At 76.1% G+C, this 16,921-nt stretch carries 19 protein-coding genes, 1 tRNA gene and 1 riboswitch; of the genes, 18 read left to right on the top strand and 2 right to left on the bottom strand.

Annotation, left to right across the window (positions count from 1 at the left end; genetic code table 11):
- Nucleotides 1-6: 6 nt before the first annotated feature.
- A tRNA-Gly gene (locus E7744_RS08235) sits at nucleotides 7-80 on the bottom strand.
- Between the two features lie 177 nt (nucleotides 81-257).
- Between E7744_RS08235 and E7744_RS08230 the strand changes: the two genes are divergently transcribed.
- The 15 genes from E7744_RS08230 to E7744_RS08160 all read left to right on the top strand — a co-directional run bounded on the left by E7744_RS08230 (nucleotide 258) and on the right by E7744_RS08160 (nucleotide 13,511).
- A complete protein-coding gene (locus E7744_RS08230; protein WP_246858360.1) occupies nucleotides 258-1,205 on the top strand; it encodes a cytochrome in 948 nt (315 codons plus the stop codon).
- Nucleotides 1,202-1,759, top strand: a complete 558-nt coding sequence (gene def / locus E7744_RS08225; RefSeq protein WP_137773699.1) for a peptide deformylase — start codon at nucleotides 1,202-1,204, stop codon at nucleotides 1,757-1,759. The genes E7744_RS08230 and def overlap by 4 nt, the downstream gene beginning before the upstream one ends.
- Nucleotides 1,756-2,874: a methionyl-tRNA formyltransferase gene (locus tag E7744_RS08220; protein WP_137773698.1), complete on the top strand. Its 1,119-nt coding sequence runs from the start codon at nucleotides 1,756-1,758 to the stop codon at nucleotides 2,872-2,874. The genes def and E7744_RS08220 overlap by 4 nt, the downstream gene beginning before the upstream one ends.
- Nucleotides 2,871-4,553 carry an RsmB/NOP family class I SAM-dependent RNA methyltransferase gene (locus tag E7744_RS08215; RefSeq protein WP_137773697.1) on the top strand — a complete coding sequence of 561 codons (1,683 nt, stop codon included), beginning with the start codon at nucleotides 2,871-2,873 and terminating at the stop codon, nucleotides 4,551-4,553. Before E7744_RS08220 ends, E7744_RS08215 begins: the two co-directional genes overlap by 4 nt.
- Before the next feature lie 8 nt (nucleotides 4,554-4,561).
- On the top strand, nucleotides 4,562-5,239 hold the full coding sequence (gene rpe, locus E7744_RS08210) for a ribulose-phosphate 3-epimerase (protein WP_137774943.1): 678 nt from the start codon (nucleotides 4,562-4,564) through the stop codon (nucleotides 5,237-5,239).
- 131 nt (nucleotides 5,240-5,370) lie between these two features.
- Nucleotides 5,371-5,514, top strand: a riboswitch (FMN riboswitch).
- 107 nt (nucleotides 5,515-5,621) lie between these two features.
- A complete protein-coding gene (pnuC, locus tag E7744_RS08205; protein ID WP_210417091.1) occupies nucleotides 5,622-6,365 on the top strand; it encodes a nicotinamide riboside transporter PnuC in 744 nt (247 codons plus the stop codon).
- A complete protein-coding gene (gene ribD, locus E7744_RS08200; RefSeq protein ID WP_137773696.1) occupies nucleotides 6,362-7,450 on the top strand; it encodes a bifunctional diaminohydroxyphosphoribosylaminopyrimidine deaminase/5-amino-6-(5-phosphoribosylamino)uracil reductase RibD in 1,089 nt (362 codons plus the stop codon). The genes pnuC and ribD overlap by 4 nt, the downstream gene beginning before the upstream one ends.
- 48 nt (nucleotides 7,451-7,498) lie before the next feature.
- Nucleotides 7,499-8,197, top strand: a complete 699-nt coding sequence (locus E7744_RS08195; protein ID WP_137773695.1) for a riboflavin synthase — start codon at nucleotides 7,499-7,501, stop codon at nucleotides 8,195-8,197.
- Nucleotides 8,194-9,537 carry a 3,4-dihydroxy-2-butanone-4-phosphate synthase gene (gene ribB / locus E7744_RS08190; protein ID WP_137773694.1) on the top strand — a complete coding sequence of 448 codons (1,344 nt, stop codon included), beginning with the start codon at nucleotides 8,194-8,196 and terminating at the stop codon, nucleotides 9,535-9,537. The genes E7744_RS08195 and ribB overlap by 4 nt, the downstream gene beginning before the upstream one ends.
- Complete coding sequence (gene ribH, locus E7744_RS08185; RefSeq protein ID WP_137773693.1) at nucleotides 9,534-10,001, top strand: 6,7-dimethyl-8-ribityllumazine synthase; 468 nt, start codon at nucleotides 9,534-9,536, stop codon at nucleotides 9,999-10,001. Before ribB ends, ribH begins: the two co-directional genes overlap by 4 nt.
- 134 nt (nucleotides 10,002-10,135) lie before the next feature.
- Nucleotides 10,136-10,399: a phosphoribosyl-ATP diphosphatase gene (locus E7744_RS08180; RefSeq protein WP_137773692.1), complete on the top strand. Its 264-nt coding sequence runs from the start codon at nucleotides 10,136-10,138 to the stop codon at nucleotides 10,397-10,399.
- Between the two features lie 86 nt (nucleotides 10,400-10,485).
- Complete coding sequence (hisG, locus tag E7744_RS08175) at nucleotides 10,486-11,337, top strand: ATP phosphoribosyltransferase (protein ID WP_137773691.1); 852 nt, start codon at nucleotides 10,486-10,488, stop codon at nucleotides 11,335-11,337.
- 59 nt (nucleotides 11,338-11,396) lie between these two features.
- Complete coding sequence (hisF, locus tag E7744_RS08170) at nucleotides 11,397-12,167, top strand: imidazole glycerol phosphate synthase subunit HisF (RefSeq protein WP_137773690.1); 771 nt, start codon at nucleotides 11,397-11,399, stop codon at nucleotides 12,165-12,167.
- An 88-nt stretch (nucleotides 12,168-12,255) separates the two neighbouring features.
- The gene (locus E7744_RS08165; protein ID WP_137773689.1) at nucleotides 12,256-13,011 is read left to right on the top strand and encodes an N-acetyltransferase; all 756 of its coding nucleotides are present in this window, start codon (nucleotides 12,256-12,258) and stop codon (nucleotides 13,009-13,011) included.
- 188 nt (nucleotides 13,012-13,199) lie between these two features.
- The gene (locus tag E7744_RS08160) at nucleotides 13,200-13,511 is read left to right on the top strand and encodes a dsRBD fold-containing protein (RefSeq protein WP_137773688.1); all 312 of its coding nucleotides are present in this window, start codon (nucleotides 13,200-13,202) and stop codon (nucleotides 13,509-13,511) included.
- 56 nt (nucleotides 13,512-13,567) lie between these two features.
- On the opposite strand, the gene E7744_RS08155 is transcribed toward E7744_RS08160, so the two are convergent.
- The gene (locus E7744_RS08155) at nucleotides 13,568-14,233 is read right to left on the bottom strand and encodes a TIGR03085 family metal-binding protein (RefSeq protein ID WP_137773687.1); all 666 of its coding nucleotides are present in this window, start codon (nucleotides 14,231-14,233) and stop codon (nucleotides 13,568-13,570) included.
- Between the two features lie 39 nt (nucleotides 14,234-14,272).
- Between E7744_RS08155 and hisI the strand changes: the two genes are divergently transcribed.
- From hisI to E7744_RS08140, 3 genes are read left to right on the top strand one after another with little or no spacing between them, the layout of a single operon-like run.
- Nucleotides 14,273-14,707 (top strand): phosphoribosyl-AMP cyclohydrolase, encoded by a 435-nt coding sequence (gene hisI / locus E7744_RS08150; protein ID WP_137773686.1) that lies wholly within the window; start codon nucleotides 14,273-14,275, stop codon nucleotides 14,705-14,707.
- Entirely contained in the window at nucleotides 14,700-16,295 is a 1,596-nt protein-coding gene (locus tag E7744_RS08145) for an anthranilate synthase component I (protein WP_137773685.1), read from the top strand. The genes hisI and E7744_RS08145 overlap by 8 nt, the downstream gene beginning before the upstream one ends.
- On the top strand, nucleotides 16,292-16,885 hold the full coding sequence (locus E7744_RS08140; RefSeq protein WP_246858359.1) for a Trp biosynthesis-associated membrane protein: 594 nt from the start codon (nucleotides 16,292-16,294) through the stop codon (nucleotides 16,883-16,885). Before E7744_RS08145 ends, E7744_RS08140 begins: the two co-directional genes overlap by 4 nt.
- Nucleotides 16,886-16,921 lie beyond the last annotated feature (36 nt).

Genomic DNA, 16,921 nt, shown 5'->3' with positions numbered 1-16,921 from the left:
CTTGCGAGCGGATGACGAGATTCGAACTCGCGACCTCCACCTTGGCAAGGTGGCGCTCTAGCCAACTGAGCTACATCCGCACAGAAAACCGGTGACCGGAAGAACCAGTCACCGTGATTTCCAACGAGAGATGACTCTACTGCACATCCGCGCCGCTCGTCCAATCGAGCCCCGGACCCGCGTGTTTCCGGGGTTCTTCGAGGGCCCTGGGCTCCACGGGCCCTATCGCGTCCGGGCGGATGGGAGAATGGATGACCATGACGCAGCCCCGACTCGCCCACCAGACCGAATACGGACGCATGTACGCCCGCAGCCTGGACGGCGTGCCCGAGGTCCCGTCCATCACCACGGTGATCGCCCAGCAGGCGGCGGACCTCAGCGGCTGGGCCGGCCACATGGCGGCCACGGCCGTGATCGAGGACCCGCGCCTGCCGCAGGTCGTCGGCTCGCGGCCGCAGCTCAAGCAGGTGGCCCGGCAGGCCTCCAGCGCGGCCGAGCGGTTCCGGGACGAGGCCGCGGCCCGCGGGGACCGGGTGCACGACTACGCCGAGCAGGTGGGGCTGCGCGCCCTGGGCCGGCCCCACCGCATGGCCGAGGCCCGGGCGGTGCTGGCCGAGCACGGGGAGGGCGCGTTCGCGGACCGGTTCGACGAGTGGTGGGACCTGTACGACGTCCGCCCACTGGCCACCGAGCTGACCGTGTGGAACGGCACGGTGGGCTACGCCGGGACGCTCGACCTCGTCGCGAGCATCGGCGGGCGCACGTGCATCATCGACTTCAAGACGAAGGGCACCACCCGGGACGGGCGGGTGAAGTCCCTCGACGCCAAGGTGGTCATGCAGCTCGTGGCGGGCCTGCGCGCCGAGGAGTCCCTCGTGGACGCCGCCGCCGGCACGTGGGAACCGTGGCGCTACGGGGACGCCCCGGTGCTGCTCGGGGTGGCCCTGGGCGAGACCGAGGTGGTGGCGCACCAGGCCAACCCGGCGGTGCTGCCGGACCACTGGCGGAAGTTCTGGGCCCTGCGCCAGGTGTGGGGATACTCACAGGTGGCGGACAGCGCCGGGCCCGCCCTGCGGCCCATCGGCCCGCCGCCGGTGACCACGCCGACGGCACCGCGGGACGTCGCTGCCGCCCCGGCCCAGGACGCCGGCTCCGGGGCCGCGCCGGGCCCGGCTGGCTCGCACGCCACTAGGCTGGGCGCGTGAGCGTCCTTCCCATCCGCACCTTCCCCGATCCCGTCCTGCGCACCCCGGCCGCCGCCGTCGGGACGGGCCGCCGGGACCTGCACCGCCTCGTGCAGGACATGTTCGAGACCATGGACGACGTCGGCGGGGTCGGCCTCGCCGCCCCGCAGGTCGGCGTCGGCCTGCGGGTCTTCACCTTCGATGTCGAGGGCCGGCGCGGCCACGTCGTGGACCCGGTCCTGCACACCGAGGGCGAGCTCGTGACCGAGCCGGGGGAGGGCTGCCTGTCCGTGCCCGGGCTGCACTACCGGCCGGAGCGCCACGCCCGCGCGACCGTCACGGGCGTCGACGTGGACGGTGCGCCCGTCGAGTACCGCGGCGAGGGGCTCACGGCCCGCTGCTTCCAGCACGAGGTGGACCACCTGGAGGGACTGCTCTACATCGACCGGCTCACCGGCGAGGACCGCCGGGACTCCCGCCGCCGGCTCCGGGACGCCGGCTACGGCCGCGTGGCCGGCACCACGCAGGCCGACCGCGCCCGCACCGTGAGCTCGAGCTTCGGGGTGCTGCGATGACCGCGGCGACCGGCGCCGCCGCTCCGGACCGCTCCACGTTCCGCGTGCTGTTCGCCGGGACGCCGGAGACCGCCGTGCCCTCGCTGGACGCCCTCGTGGACGCCGGGTTCACCGTCGCGGCCGTCCTGACCCGGCCGGACGCCCCGGTGGGCCGCAAGCGCACCCTGACGCCCTCGCCCGTGGCCGCCCGTGCCGCCGAGCTCGGCCTGCCGGTCCTGCACGCCGACCGCCTCTCGGGCGAGGCCGGCCGGGAGGTCCTGGACCGGATCGCCGCCCTGGACCTGGACGCGGCCGCCGTCGTGGCCTACGGCGCCCTCGTCCCCGCCGCCGGCCTGGCCGTGCCGCGCCACGGCTGGGTGAACCTGCACTTCTCGCTGCTGCCCGCCTATCGCGGCGCCGCCCCCGTCCAGCACGCCGTCATCGCCGGCGAGCCGGTGACCGGGGCCTGCGTCTTCCGGCTGGAGGAGGGCCTGGACACCGGGCCGGTGTTCTCCCGCCTCACGCGCGACCTGGCGCCCGGGGAGACGGCGGGCGCCGTGCTCGCGGACCTCGCCCGGTCCGGGGCGGCACTGCTCGCCCAGACCCTCGCCGGACTGCAGGACGGCACGGCGGTGGCCGAGCCGCAGTCGGGCGAGCCGAGCCTCGCGCCCAAGCTGGGCCAGCAGGACGGACGCATCGACCCCGCACGCCCGGCGGCGGAGGTGGCCGCGCGCATCAACGGCACCACGCCGGAGCCGGGGGCGTGGGCGCTGCTCGCCCTCGGGGACCCGGACGCGGAGACGGCGGACGCCGCGCCCGCCGGCACGGACGGCGCGGTGCGCGTCAAGCTGCTCGGCGCCGTCGCGGAGGACCCGGCCCTGCCGGACGGTCCCGGGGGAACGGCCGCGATCGACGCTGCGGACGCGGCGGACGCGGCGGGCACCCCCGGGGCGTCGGCCCGCCGGGCCGGGACGCTCGTGCGGGGCCGGCGCACGGTGCACGTGCGGTGCGCGGACGGGGCGGTCCGGCTCGACCGCGTGCAGCCGGCCGGCAAGAAGGCGATGGCGGCCGCGGACTGGGCACGCGGGCTGCCCGCCGGGGCCCGGTTCCTCACGGGAATGGAGGCGGAACGATGAGTGGATCCCAGGGCGCCGGCCGCGGCGGCGACGCCCCGCGGGGCGGTGGACGTGACGGCCGCGGGGGCCGCGGCGGGTCCGGCGGGAACGGGCCGCGCCGCAACGAGCGGGGCCGCACGCGCAACCGCGGGACCTCCGGCGGGCCCCGCCAGTTCTCGGCGTCCGCGCCCTCGCAGCGCCGGCGCACGGCGGACCCGGCGCGGCTGGCCGCCTTCGAGACCCTGGCCGCGGTGAGCCGGGACGACGCGTACGCGAACCTCGTGCTGCCGGCCCGGATCGCGGCGCACCGGCTCGACCGCCGGGACGCGGCCTTCGCGACCGAGCTGGCCTACGGCGCCCTGCGCGGCCAGGGCCTCTACGACGCGGTCCTGGCCGAGTGCGTGGACCGGCCGCTCGACCGCCTCGACCGGCCGGTCCTGGACGCGCTGCGCCTGGGCGCGCACCAGCTGCTGGGCATGCGCGTTCCCGCCCACGCGGCCCTCGACGCCACCGTGGCCCTCGTGCGCGACCAGGTCGGGGCGGGCCCCTCGGGCCTCGTCAACGCGGTGCTGCGCAAGGTCAGCGCCCACGACCGCGAGTCCTGGCTCGAGCGGCTCACCTCGGCGGCCGAGACCGACGACGCGCTGGCCATCCGCCATTCGCACCCGCGGTGGATCGTGCGGGCCCTGCGGCAGTCCCTCGTCAACCACGGCCGCCCCGCCGGCGAGCTCGAGGAGCTGCTCGCCGCGGACAACGCCGCGCCCGTCGTGAACCTCGTCGCCCTCCCGGGACTCGGGGAGATCGGCCCGGTGCTCGAGGCCGGCGCCGAGCCGGGCCCGCTGGCACCCGGCTCCGCCCTCTACCACGGCGGCGACGCCGGCCGGCTGCCCGGGGTGCGCGAGGGCAGCGTGCGCGTCCAGGACGTGGGGTCCCAGCTCACGGCCCGGGCCCTCGCCGAGGTCCCCCTCGCCCCGCGCGGCGCGGCCGCCGGGGAGCGCTGGCTCGACCTGTGCGCCGGGCCCGGGGGCAAGGCCACGCTGCTGGCCGCCCTGGCCCGGCAGCGGGGCGCGTCCCTGCTGGCCAACGAGCCGGCCGAGCACCGGGCCCGCCTCGTGGAGCAGGCCCTGTCCGCCGTCCCGGGCGAGGGGTGGAGCGTGCGCTGCGGCGACGGCCGCGAGCTCGGTCCCGAGGTCGCCGCCGGCCGCCGCGAGGCGTTCGACCGGATCCTCGTCGACGCCCCGTGCACGGGACTGGGCGCGCTGCGCCGGCGTCCGGAGTCGCGGTGGCGGCGCACCCCGGCCGACCTCGGCCCCCTGACCGAGCTGCAGCGCCAGCTGTTGGACTCCGCCGTCGAGGCCCTGCGGCCCGGGGGAGTGCTCGGCTACGTGACGTGCTCCCCGCACCCGGCCGAGACCGTGCTGCAGGTCCAGGACGTGCAGAAGCGCCACCCCGACCTGGAGCTGCTGGACACGACCGCCTACCTGGAGCGGGCCGGTGCACCGGCCGGCGGCGAGACCGGCGAGGGCCCGCGTGCCGCGCTGGAGGACGCGGGGACCCCCGGTGCCCCGGGGACCAGCCAGCTGTGGCCCCACCTGCACGCCACCGACGCCATGTTCATGGCCCTGTTCCGCAAGGCCGACCCCGCGGACGCCGCGGCAGCCGACGACCGGACCACCGCCGAGAGGACGACGGACTCGTGACCCACGCGATGCCCCACCACGCCGAGCACACCCGCGGCATCCACATCCACCCCTCGATCCTCTCGGCCGACTTCGCCCGGCTCGCCGAGGAACTGGGGCGGATCGGCAGCGCGGACGCCGTGCACGTGGACGTCATGGACAACCACTTCGTGCCCAACCTGACCCTGGGCCTGCCCGTGGTGCAGGCCATCCGCGGCGCCACGGACCTGCCGCTGGACGTGCACCTGATGATCGAGGACGCCGACCGCTGGGCGCCGGACTACGCCTCGGCCGGCGCGGAGTCCGTCACCTTCCACGCCGAGGCCTCCGGGGCACCCATCCGGCTGGCCCGGGAACTGCGCGCGCGGGGCTCCCGGGCGGGCATGGCGCTCAAGCCGGCGACCGACGTCGGGCCCTACCTGGACATGCTCCCCGAACTGGACCTGTTGCTGCTGATGACGGTGGAGCCCGGCTTCGGCGGCCAGCCGTTCCTCGAGGTGGTGCTGCCGAAGATCCGCCGGGCGCGCGAGGCGCTGGACGGCGCCGGGGTGCCAGTGGCGCTGCAGGTGGACGGCGGCGTCACCGCGGACACGATCCTGCGCGCCGCCGAGGCCGGCGCCGACGTGTTCGTGGCCGGCTCGGCCGTGTACGGGGCCGCGGACCCGGATGCCGCGATCGACGCGCTGCGCCGGGCCGCCCTGGGCTGAGCGGCCGCCCCCGGCTGCGCCGGCCCGCCGTCCGGCCCGCGACAGCCCCGTGTGACGCGCGTGTGACGGCCTGAGACGCACGACACTCCGCTGACGGCTGAACCGCTGCGCCGCGTGGCACAATGGGGACCAACGTGCTCCGGGGTCGGTGGAAATCCGAACCGGCGGTCAAAGTCCGCGACCCGCGCGTCGGCCCACGCCCGTGGGACCGGCCAGCGGTTGAACCGGTGGAATTCCGGTACCGACAGTCACAGTCTGGATGGGAGAAGCACGTGCAGCACCGCCGTTCCCGGCGGGCACGGCCCGACATGGGCCGTACCCGGAGGGAGGGGCGTGACCGCAGCATGACCCCCCGGAGCCGCCGCGTTCCGAAGGGAGACTCATGGACCTCATGCGGTGGCTCGTCGACCTGTTCACCTGGTACATCCCCGTCGCCGGCGGGGGACTGCTGGTGCGCGAGGTGGTCGGCAACGTCTTCGGCCTGGCCTCGGCCCTGGGCGGCATGCGCCGCCGGGTGTGGGCGTGGCCGGTCGGCATCGCCAGCAACCTGATCCTGCTCACGGTGTTCCTCTCCAGCCTGTTCGGCGGGGCGGACACCGCGACCCTGCTCGGCCAGGCCGGCCGCCAGCTCATGTTCATCGCCGTGTCCGTCTACGGCTGGACGCGCTGGCGCGGCGCCCGTGCCGCCCGGTCCGGATCCCCCGGCGGGGCCGACGGCGCGGCGATCGCCCCGCGCTGGGCCGGCTGGCGCGTGCGCACCGGCATCGTGCTCGCCCTCGTGGGCGGCACCGCCGCGCTCACCCCGCTGTTCCGCGAGCTCGGCTCCTACGAGCCGGTCTGGGCGGATGCGTGGACCTTCGTCGGCTCCCTCATCGCCACCTACGGGATGGCCCGTGGCTGGGTCGAGTTCTGGCTCGTCTGGGTCGCGGTCGACGTGGTGGGGGTGCCCTTGCTCTTCAGCGCCGGCTACTACGCCAGCGCGGTCATGTACCTGTTCTACGGGGGCTTCACCCTCGTCGGCTTCTTCGTGTGGGCCCGGGCGCGGGCCACGGAGAAGCCGCGCGTGGAGACCGTCCTGCCGGACCCGATGCTGCAGCCGGCCGCGACCGCCGGGGTGGCACCGTGAGCGCCGGCCGGCCGCTCGACGTCGCGGTCGCCGAGGCCCTGCGGGGCCCGCGCGGCGCCAACCCGCTGGTCGGCGCCGTCGTCACCGCCGGGCCGGACGACGCCCCGCGGATCCTCGCCACCGGCCACCACCGCGGCCGGGGCACCGCCCACGCCGAGGTGGACGCCCTGGCGGCGCTGGCCCGGACGCTCGACGGCGGCCCCGTCCCGGCGGACGCCACCCTGTGGGTGACGCTCGAGCCCTGCGACCACCACGGCACGACCGGCCCATGCAGCGAGGCCGTCCTCGCCTCCGGCGTGCGCCGGGTGCGCTACGCCGTCGCCGACCCCACGGGTCCCGACGGCGGCGGGGCGGCCCGGCTGTCCGCCGCCGGCCTCGACGTGGCCCAGGTCCCCGACGACGGTGCCGCGCACGCGCTCAACCGCCGCTGGCTGCGGGCCCGCGACGCCGGCCGGCCCTTCGTCACCGGCCACCTCGCGCAGTCCCTCGACGGACGGGTCGCGGCCGCCGACGGGACGAGCCAGTGGATCACCGGCGCCGCCTCGCGCCGCCACGCCCACGAGGTCCGCTCGCGCGTGGACGCGATCGTCGTCGGCACCGGCACCGTGCTGGCCGACGACCCGCGGCTCACCGCGCGGCGCGACGACGGCACCGACCACCCGGTCCAGCCGGTCCCCGTCGTCCAGGGCCGCCGCCCGGTGCCCGCCGCGGCCGCCCTGCGCCGCGGCCGGGACGACGATGCCGCCGGTGCCGCCGGCAGCTGGGTGCACGTGCCCGAGCACGACCCCGCGGCCCTCCTGGACCGGCTCGCGGCCCTGGACGGGCCGTGGCCCCACGGCGGGCGCCGTCCCGGCCACGTGCTCATCGAGGGCGGCCCGACCGTGCTCTCGGCCTGGCTCGAGGCGGACCTCGTGGACGAGGTGTTCGTCTACCAGGCCCCCCTCGTCATCGGCCACGGGCCCTCCGGCCTGCACTGGCCCGCCCACACGACCCTCAGCCAGTCCCGGACCCTCGTCCTGGACGACGCCGAGACCGGCGGTCCACGCCGGCTCGGCGACGACATCCTCATCCACCTCGCTGCCTGACGCCCCCGCGCCGCAGCACCCGACCCGTTCCCGAAGGAAGCACCCCGCATGTTCACCGGAATCATCACCGAACTCGGCACGGTCACGGCCGTCGAGCCGCTGCCGGACCTGGACGCCGCACGGCTCTCCGTGCAGGCCCCCGGATCCGTGGGCGACCTCGGCCTGGGCGGCTCGATCGCCGTCAACGGCACCTGCCTGACGGCCACGACGATCGACCCCACGGCCGGCACCGTCACCGTCGACGTCATGGGCGAGACCCTTCGCCGCACCACCACCGGGTCCCTGCGCGCCGGGGACCGCGTCAACCTCGAGCGCTGCGTGCCGGCCGCCGGCCGGCTCGACGGCCACGTCGTGCAGGGCCACGTCGACGGCACCGGCACGATCGCCCGCATCCAGGTCCACGGCGACTGGCGCCAGGTCCGGATCGCCCTGCCGCCGGGGCTGGGCCGCTACGTCGCCGAGAAGGGCTCCATCGCCGTCGACGGCGTGTCCCTGACCGTGACCACGGTGAGCGAGCCGTCCGCCGCGGCCTCCGGCGCCGGGGACTGGTTCGAGGTGGGCGTCATCCCCGCCACCCTCGCCGAGACCACCCTGGGCTCGCGCGTGGTGGGGGACGCGGTGAACCTCGAGGTCGACGTGCTGGCGAAGTACGCGGCGCGGCTGCTCGACTACGACCGCGCCGCCGGCGAGGCCGTCGCCACCGCCGCCGCAGCCGCCGGGACCGTCGGGACGGGGGCGCGGGCATGAGCGCGATCGTGCTGGACCCCATCGGCGCGGCCGTCGCCGCCATCGCCGCCGGCCGGGCCGTCATCGTGGTGGACGACGAGGACCGCGAGAACGAGGGCGACATCGTCTTCGCGGCCGACGCCGCCACCCCGGAGATCGTGGCCCTGACCGTCCGCCACACCTCGGGCGTGCTGTGCGTGCCGATGCCGGCCGACGTCGCCCGCCGGCTCGACCTGCCGCCCATGACGGACCGCAACGAGGACCCCAAGGGCACCGCGTACACGGTCTCGTGCGACGCGATCGCCGGCACCACGACCGGCATCTCCGCCGCCGACCGGGCGACGACGCTCAAGGTCCTCGCGGACCCCTCCTCCACGGCCGACCTCGTCAGCCGCCCCGGCCACGTGTTCCCCCTCATCGCCGCGGACGGCGGGGTCGCCGAGCGCCGGGGCCACACGGAGGCCTCGGTGGAGCTCGCCCGGCTCGCCGGGCGGGCCCCCGTGGGGGCGATCGCCGAGCTGGTCAACGACGACGGCACCATGATGCGCCTGCCCGCGTTGCGGCGCTTCGCCGACCGGCACGGCATGCCCCTCGTCTCGATCGAGGACCTCGTGGCCTACCTCGAGCGCGGCGGCGACCCGGCCGGCGAGCGGCCCGGCTCCACCGCGGTGCCCACCGTGAGCCTGCCCACGCGCTACGGCACCTTCGAGGTCTCCGTGCACCCCGACCACGAGACGGGGGCGGAACACCTCGTGCTGACGGCCCCCGTGCCCGCGGGCGTGGAGGCCCCGGACCGGGCCCCGCTCGTGCGGCTGCACTCCGAGTGCCTCACGGGGGACGTGTTCGGCTCCGAGCGCTGCGACTGCGGCGAGCAGCTGGACCGGGCCCTGCGCCAGAGCGCCGCCGAGGGCGGGACCGTGATCTACCTGCGCGGCCACGAGGGCCGCGGCATCGGCCTGGCCAACAAGATCATGACCTACGCCCTCCAGGACGCGGGCATGGACACCGTGGCGGCCAACGAGCACCTGGGCCTGCCGGCTGACGCGCGCAGCTACCGCTCCGCGGCCGCCATCCTGCGCCGCATGGGCCTGTTCCGGATCCGGCTCGTCACCAACAACCCGGACAAGGCGGCCCAGCTGACCCGGGCGGGCATCCACGTCGAGGAGATCGTGCCCAGCCCGGCCATCGTCACCGAGCACAACCGCGGCTACCTCACCACCAAGCGCGACCGCATGGCCCACCGGCTCGCCGGGGAGCTCGTCCCGGCGCACAGCAGCACCACCGCGGGCACCGCCGGCACCCGGCCGACGGCCCCCGCATCCCGCATCCCCACCACCACGACCCCCGGAGGACACCCATGAGCGGACACGGCGCACCGGCAGGACTCGACACGACGGCGGCGCGCGGCGCCGGGCTGCGGGTGGCGATCGTCGCCGCCCAGTGGCACGAGCAGGTGATGGACGGCCTGCTGGCCGGCGCGCGCCGGGCCGCCGCCGAAGCGGGCATCGAGCCGGTCGTGGTCCGCGTCCCGGGGACCTTCGAGCTGCCCGTGGCGGCGGCCCGGCTGGCCCCGCGCGTGGACGCGGTGGTGGCGCTCGGCGTCGTGGTCCGGGGCGGGACCCCGCACTTCGAGTACGTGTGCTCCGGGGCCACCACGGGACTCGTGGACGTCTCCGTGCGCACCGGGACCCCCGTGGGCTTCGGCGTGCTGACGTGCGACACCGAGGAGCAGGCGCTGGACCGGGCCGGGCTCGAGGGCTCGAGCGAGGACAAGGGCTACGAGGCCTTCCAGGCGGCCGTGCTGGCCGAGCTGGCCCTGCGCTGACGGGCGGGGCCCCGGTCCGCACGCCGTCGGGCGCCGTCCGTCCACCCCGCCCGGACGGTGCCCGGACGGTGCCCGCGCTTCACAAACGACGGGCACGGTCCGGGGCACTGCCGCGCGGTCGCTACCCTTGGAGGGTGAAAACCTTCGATGAACTCTTCGCCGAGCTGAGCCACAAGGCCGAGACCCGGCCGGAGGGATCCGGCACCGTCCGGGAACTGGACTCCGGGATCCACGGCATCGGCAAGAAGATCGTGGAGGAGGCGGCCGAGGTCTGGATGGCCGCGGAGCACGAGTCCGACGCCGAGGCCGCCGAGGAGATCTCGCAGCTGCTGTACCACCTGCAGGTGATGATGATCGCCAAGGGCCTGAGCCTTCAGGACGTGTACCGGCACCTCTAGGACCGGCCGGGCCCGTCCGGCCCGCCCCGCACCACCCCCGCACCACCCCGCTCGCCCTCGCCACCAGCCCAGGAGACCCAGCACCCATGCTGCGCATCGCCGTTCCCAACAAGGGAGCCCTGTCCGACGCCGCCCGCGACATGCTCAAGGAGGCCGGCTACCTGCAGCGGCGCGACAACCGCGAGCTGGTCATGATGGACCCGGAGAACCAGGTGGAGTTCTTCTACCTGCGCCCGCGGGACATCGCCGTCTACGTGGGCCAGGGCACCCTGGACATCGGCCTGACCGGGCGTGACCTGTTCCAGGACGCGCAGGTGGGCGACTCCGCCGAGGAGATCATGGCCCTGGGCTTCGGCCGCTCCACCTTCCGCTTCGCCGCCCCCGTGGGCCGGTTCTCCTCGCTGGCGGACCTCGCCGGCAAGCGCATCGCCACGAGCTACGACGGGCTGCTCGAGGACTACCTGGCCACCCAGTCGGTCAAGCCGGAGAAGATCGTGCACCTCGACGGCGCCGTCGAGTCCTCGGTGAACCTCGGGGTGGCGGACGCCATCGCGGACGTCGTGGAGACCGGCAGCACCCTCAAGGCGGCCGGGATGGAGACCTTCGGGGAGCCGATCATGCGCTCCGAGGCCATCATCATCGGCCAGACCGGCAAGCGCCCGGAGGGCCTGGACGTGCTGCTGCGCCGCCTGCAGGGCGTCCTGGTGGCCCGCCGCTACGTGATGATCGACTACGACGTGAGCCGGGAGAACCTCGAGCGGGCCTCCGCCGTGACCCCCGGCCTGGAGTCGCCCACCATCTCGCCGCTGCGCGACGAGGGCTGGGTGGCCGTGCGCTCGATGGTGCGGAAGGAGGACACCAACAAGGTCATGGACGAGCTCTACGACCTCGGCGCCCGCGCCATCCTGGTGTCCGCCATCCACGCGATCCGCATCTGACCGCCCCCGAGACGTCGTCCGTCCGGCCCTCCGGCCGGACCGCAGAAGGGAACCCGAGAATGACCGTTGCCGTACGCGTGATCCCGTGCCTGGACGTCGATGCCGGGCGGGTCGTCAAGGGCGTGAGGTTCGAGGACCTGCGCGACGCCGGCGACCCCGTGGAGTTGGCGCGCCGGTACAACGAGGCCGGCGCCGACGAGCTGACCTTCCTCGACGTCACCGCCTCCACGGCGGACCGCTCCACCACCTATGACGTGGTGGCGCAGACCGCCGAGGAGGTCTTCATCCCGCTGACCGTCGGCGGCGGCGTGCGCACGGTCGAGGACGTGGACCGGCTGCTGCGCTCGGGCGCGGACAAGGTGTCCATCAACACCGCCGCGGTGGCCCGCCCCGGGGTGATCGACGAGATCACCCGGCGGTTCGGCTCGCAGGTGCTGACCCTGTCCCTCGATGCCCGACGCACCGACGACCCGTCCGTGGCCTCGGGCTTCGAGGTCACCACGCACGGCGGCCGGCAGGGCACCGGCATCGACGCCGTGCAGTGGTGCCGGGAGGCGGCCGAGCGGGGCGTGGGCGAGATCCTGCTCAACTCCATCGATGCCGACGGCACGAAGGAGGGCTTCGACCTCGAGATGATCCGGGCCGTGCGCGCCGCGACCACGGTGCCGCTCATCGCCTCGGGCGGCGCGGGCGCCCCCGAGCACTTCCCGCCGGCCATCGAGGCCGGCGCCGACGCGGTGCTGGCCGCGTCCATCTTCCACTTCGGTCCCGTGGACATGATCGCCCGGGTCAAGCAGGCGATCCGGGAGGCCGGCCATCCTGTCCGCTGAGCACCCGGGGATCTCGCCGCTGGCCCTGCAGCGGCTGACCGCGCGCGGCTGGCCGGCCATCGAGGTCCAGCGGGTCGAGGGCTGGTCCGTGCGCTTCTCCTCCGGCATCACGCGGCGGGCCAACAGCGTGCTGTCCACCGTGGTGCCCGGGGACCCGGCCGCGGTGGCGGCCGCCGTCGACGAGGTCGAGCGGCGCAGCGCCGAGCGGTGGCTCGCCCCCACCTTCCAGGTCTGGGAACCGGCGCCCGGCAGCGCGGGCACCGCCGACGCCGCGGGGCGGGCCGGCGCCGAGGACGCCGGGTTCCTCGAGGGCCAGCGCCGCCTCGCCGCCCTGCTCGAGGCCCGCGGCTACACCACCGTCGCGCCCACGCGCGTGCTGTGGATGGGCCGGGAGGGCATCCCGCGGGACACCCAGTGGGACCCGCGCGTGATCGTCTCCGAGACGCTCTCGGACACGTGGCTGGACGCCCACATGGGACCCTCCGCGGGCGGCGTGGACCCGGCCAGCCGGCTCGTGTACCGCCGGCTGCTCACCGGCGGCAGCAGCCGCTTCTACAGCTACCAGGACGGCCAGGGGGTGCCCGCGGCGATCGCCAAGGTCTCGCTCGTGCAGGACGGGGACGCGACCTTCGGCGGGGTGTACGGCCTCAAGGTGCGCCCGGACCGCCGCGGCGCGGGCCTCGTGCGCCGCATCATCGAGGCGATGTTCCACCACGCCGTGCGGATGGGCCTGGACGGGGTGTGGATCCAGGTCGAGGAGCGCTCGGAGCGCGCCCTGGCGCTGAGCGCCGAGCTGGGGTTCGCGACGGCGGCGCGGTACCGCTACCTGACGCGGCCCACCTGACGCGCCTCTCCTGACGCGCCTCTCCTGACGCGGCCCTCCCGGCGCCGCCCCGGGACGGCGCGTGCGGGGTCGGCTGCCCGCTCGGCACCGTCCGGCGGCCCTGTACGCGGCGGCGCGGCCCGGCGAGGATGGAGGGGACCCCCATCCGGTCGCGGCCGGCCCGCGACGACGGCCCCGAGGAGGGCGAGATGACGCACACCTGGACGGTCACCGTGGAGCTGTTCTCCACCGAGGACGGCGGTGACGTGAACCGTGGCATCGACGACCGTGACGCCGAGGACCGCCTGAGCACGGCGCACGCCCGGCTCACCATGGCCGACGGCACCACGCTGGAGGGCTTCGGCCGGGCGCGGCGCAACCCGATCGACCGGGAGGTGCCGGAGATCGGGGAGGAGCTGGCGGCCGCGCGGGCGCTGCGGGACCTCGCGGACCGGCTGCTCAACGCCACCTCGGACGACCTCTCCGCCGTGGAGCACACCCGGATCCACCTCGCCGGCTGAGCGGCGCACCCCAGACCGGCTCGCCGCGGCGCCCGGGGCGACCCCAGCGGCCGCGCTCAGTCGACGACGACGAGGGCGCTGTCCCGGCGGCCGAAGGCGTGCAGGACGAGCTCGCCGGCGGGCCCGGCGATCGTGCGGGACGCCTCGCCGGGGCCCGGGCGGCGCGCGACGACGCGCTGTCCCGTGCTGCGGGCCAGGATGACCCCGGTGGGCTCGGTACGGTAGTGCAGCCGTGCCGTGCGGAGCAGTTCCGTGAACAGGGCGTCCGCGTACGGGGCCGCCAGCCGGCGCGGGGCCCAGCGGTGCTGGGCCCGCCGCACGTCCTCGGTGTGCACGTAGAACTCGAGCAGGTTCGCGGCCTGGGCGGCACGGCGGACCGGGGCGGCGTGCCGCAGCCGGCCCGCGAACCGGCCGGGCCGCGGCCCGGCGGCGATGCGCTCGACGAGCCGCTGGTAGGCCTCGGGGCTCGCCGCCGCGTCCCCGAGCTCCCGCGTGCGCCGCTCCAGCCGGGAGGCCAGCGGCGGCACCACCAGGCCCGCGACGAGCGGGGAGCCCTCCCGCAGCACCACGTGCGCCGCCAGGTGCTGGGTCTGCCAGCCCTCGCACAGCGTCGGCTGTCCCGGTCCGGCGGCGAGCAGCGCCTCCACGAGGGCGTCGCGGGACGCCGCGGTGAAGTCGCGCGGCGGGGCCTCGGGCGAGGCCTGGGGGGAGTTCTTCGGCATGACGGTCCCCACGCTACACGGCGCCTAGACTGGACCACCATGGACCACACCGCCCCGCCCGACGGCACCCCCGCGCCTGACGTGCTCGATCCCGCCATCTCCCGGCTGCTGAAGAAGACCGCGGACGGCCTCGTCGCCGCCATCGCCCAGCAGCACGACACCGGCGAGGTGCTGATGCTCGGCTGGATGGACGAGGAGGCGCTGCGCCGGACCCTCGCCTCGGGCCGGGCCACCTACTACTCGCGGTCGCGCCGGGAGTACTGGCGCAAGGGGGACACCTCCGGCCACACCCAGGCGGTGGTCTCCGTGTCCCTCGACTGCGACGGCGACGCCCTGCTGGTGCGCGTGGACCAGACCGGGGCGGCGTGCCACACCGGCACCCGCACGTGCTTCGACGGCCGCCGGCTGCCGATGGACGCGGTCCCCGCCCCCGGCCCCACCACGTGGCCCGTCCCGGGGGACGCCCGTGCGTGAGGCCGGCACCGTCACCCCCTCGGCGGAGGACTTCGCGGCCCTGGCCCGGGACCACCGCGTCATCCCCGTGACGATGACCCTGCTCGCGGACGGCCTGACCCCGGTGGGCATCTACCGCCGGCTCGCGGCCGACGCGCCGGGCACCTTCCTCATGGAGTCGGCGGCCCAGGGCGGGGTCTGGTCGCGCTACTCCTTCATCGGGGCCGGCAGCGCGGCAACCCTGACGACCCGGCGCGAGGGCGCCGGCGCCGCCACCGCCCACTGGATGGGCACCCCGCCCGCCGGCGTGCCCACCGAGGGCGACCCCGTGGAGGTGCTGCGCGCCACCCTCGACTTCCTGGCCACCGACGTCCCCGCGGGCGCGGGCGCCGACCGGCCGAACCTGCTGTCCGGGATGGCCGGCTTCCTGGGCTGGCCCACCGTGCGCCGCTGGGAGCGGCTGCCCTCCCCGCCGCCGGACGACCTCGGCCTGCCGGAGCTGGCGCTGAACCTCATCACCGACCTCGCCGTGCACGACACCGTGGACGGCACGGTGACCCTCGTGGCCAACGCGATCAACCGGGACGGCCGCGCCGAGGGCGCGCAGCGGGCCTGGGCGGACGCCGTCGAGCGCCTGGAGTCGATGGCCCGGCGGCTCTCCGCCCCCACGCACGACCCGGTCTCGATGGCCCCGGCCGGCTGGCTGGACGTGCCCGCGGAGGAGCTGTCCGCCGCGGTGCGGGACTCGTGGACGGAGGAGGGCTTCCTCGACGCCGTGGCGAAGGCCCAGCAGGCCATCACCGACGGCGAGGTCTTCCAGATCGTGGTCTCGCGCCGGTTCTCCGCCGCCACGGACGCCGAGGGCCTGGACGTCTACCGCGTCCTGCGGGCCATGAACCCGAGCCCGTACATGTACCTGTTCACCTTCGAGCGGCCCGACGGCGGCCGGTACCAGGTCGTGGGCTCCTCGCCGGAGGCGCTGGTCACCGTGAACGACGGCTCCGTCGTCACGCACCCCATCGCCGGCTCCCGGCCGCGGGGGGCCACCGTGGCCGAGGACCACCTGCACGAGAAGGACCTCGTCAACGACCAGAAGGAGCGGGCCGAGCACCTCATGCTCGTGGACCTGTCCCGCAACGACCTCTCGCGCGTGTGCGTGCCCGGGTCCGTGGCGGTCACGCAGTTCATGGAGGTCGAGCGCTTCAGCCACATCATGCACCTCGTCTCGCACGTGGAGGGCCGGCTGGACGCCGGACGGACCGCCCTGGACGTGCTCGCCGCGGCCTTCCCCGCGGGAACCCTGTCCGGGGCGCCGAAGCCGCGGGCCCTGCAGCTGCTCGACGCGTGGGAGCCGCAGGAGCGCGGTCCCTACGGGGGAGTGGTCGGCTACTTCGACCTCGCCGGGAACATGGACATGGCCATCAACATCCGCTCCGCACTGCTCGTGGACGGCACCGCGTACGTGCAGGCCGGCGCCGGGATCGTGGCCGACTCGGTCCCGGCCGCCGAGGCCGCGGAGACCGTGGCGAAGTCCAGCGCCCCGATGCGGGCCGTGCTCGCGGCCGGGCGGCTGCGCGCCCTGCAGCTCGAGCCGGGGGCCGGGTCGTGATCCTCAAGCGGCGCACCGCGGTGCTGTGGGCGATCGTGGCCGGGGCCGCCGTGCTGGGCGCCGGCGCCCAGCCGTGGGTCGAGGCCACCCGGCTCACCGGCGTGCCCGGCGATGCGGTGGCCACCACGGGCAACCAGGCCGCCGCCGTCGTGCCGGCCATGGCGCTCGTCGGGATGGCCTCGGGCGTCGCCCTGTCCATGGCGCGGCGGGCCGGGCGGATCGTGACCGCGCTGCTGCTCGTCCTGGCCGGCGGGGCGACCGTGGCCGCGGCCCTGGCGGCGGTCCTGGACCCGGCCGGCGCCGCCGCCACGCAGGTCTCGGCCGCCACGGGCACCACCGCCGCGGCGGGGGCCTACGCCGTGACCGCCTGGCCGTGGGTGACCCTGGCCGCGGGGGCCGGGCTGGCCCTGTGCGGGCTGGCCGTGCTGGCCCTGGGCCGGGGCTGGCGCTCCAGCCGCCGCCACGACGCCGCGTCCCGCCCCGCCGCGGGCGCCACCGCAGCCGGTGCGGCGGGTGCCGGCACCGGTGCCGGGACGGTCGACGAGATCGACGCGTGGGACGAGCTGACGCGGGGCGAGGACCCGACGTGATGCGGCGAGACGTGCCGGGGCCGCGGGGCGTTCCGT

This window comes from Citricoccus sp. SGAir0253 (assembly GCF_005877055.1).
In the GTDB taxonomy this organism is placed as follows: Bacteria; Actinomycetota; Actinomycetes; order Actinomycetales; family Micrococcaceae; genus Citricoccus.
The sequence above is the reverse complement of the archived record's forward strand: the minus strand, read 5'-3'. Positions and strand labels throughout refer to the sequence as shown.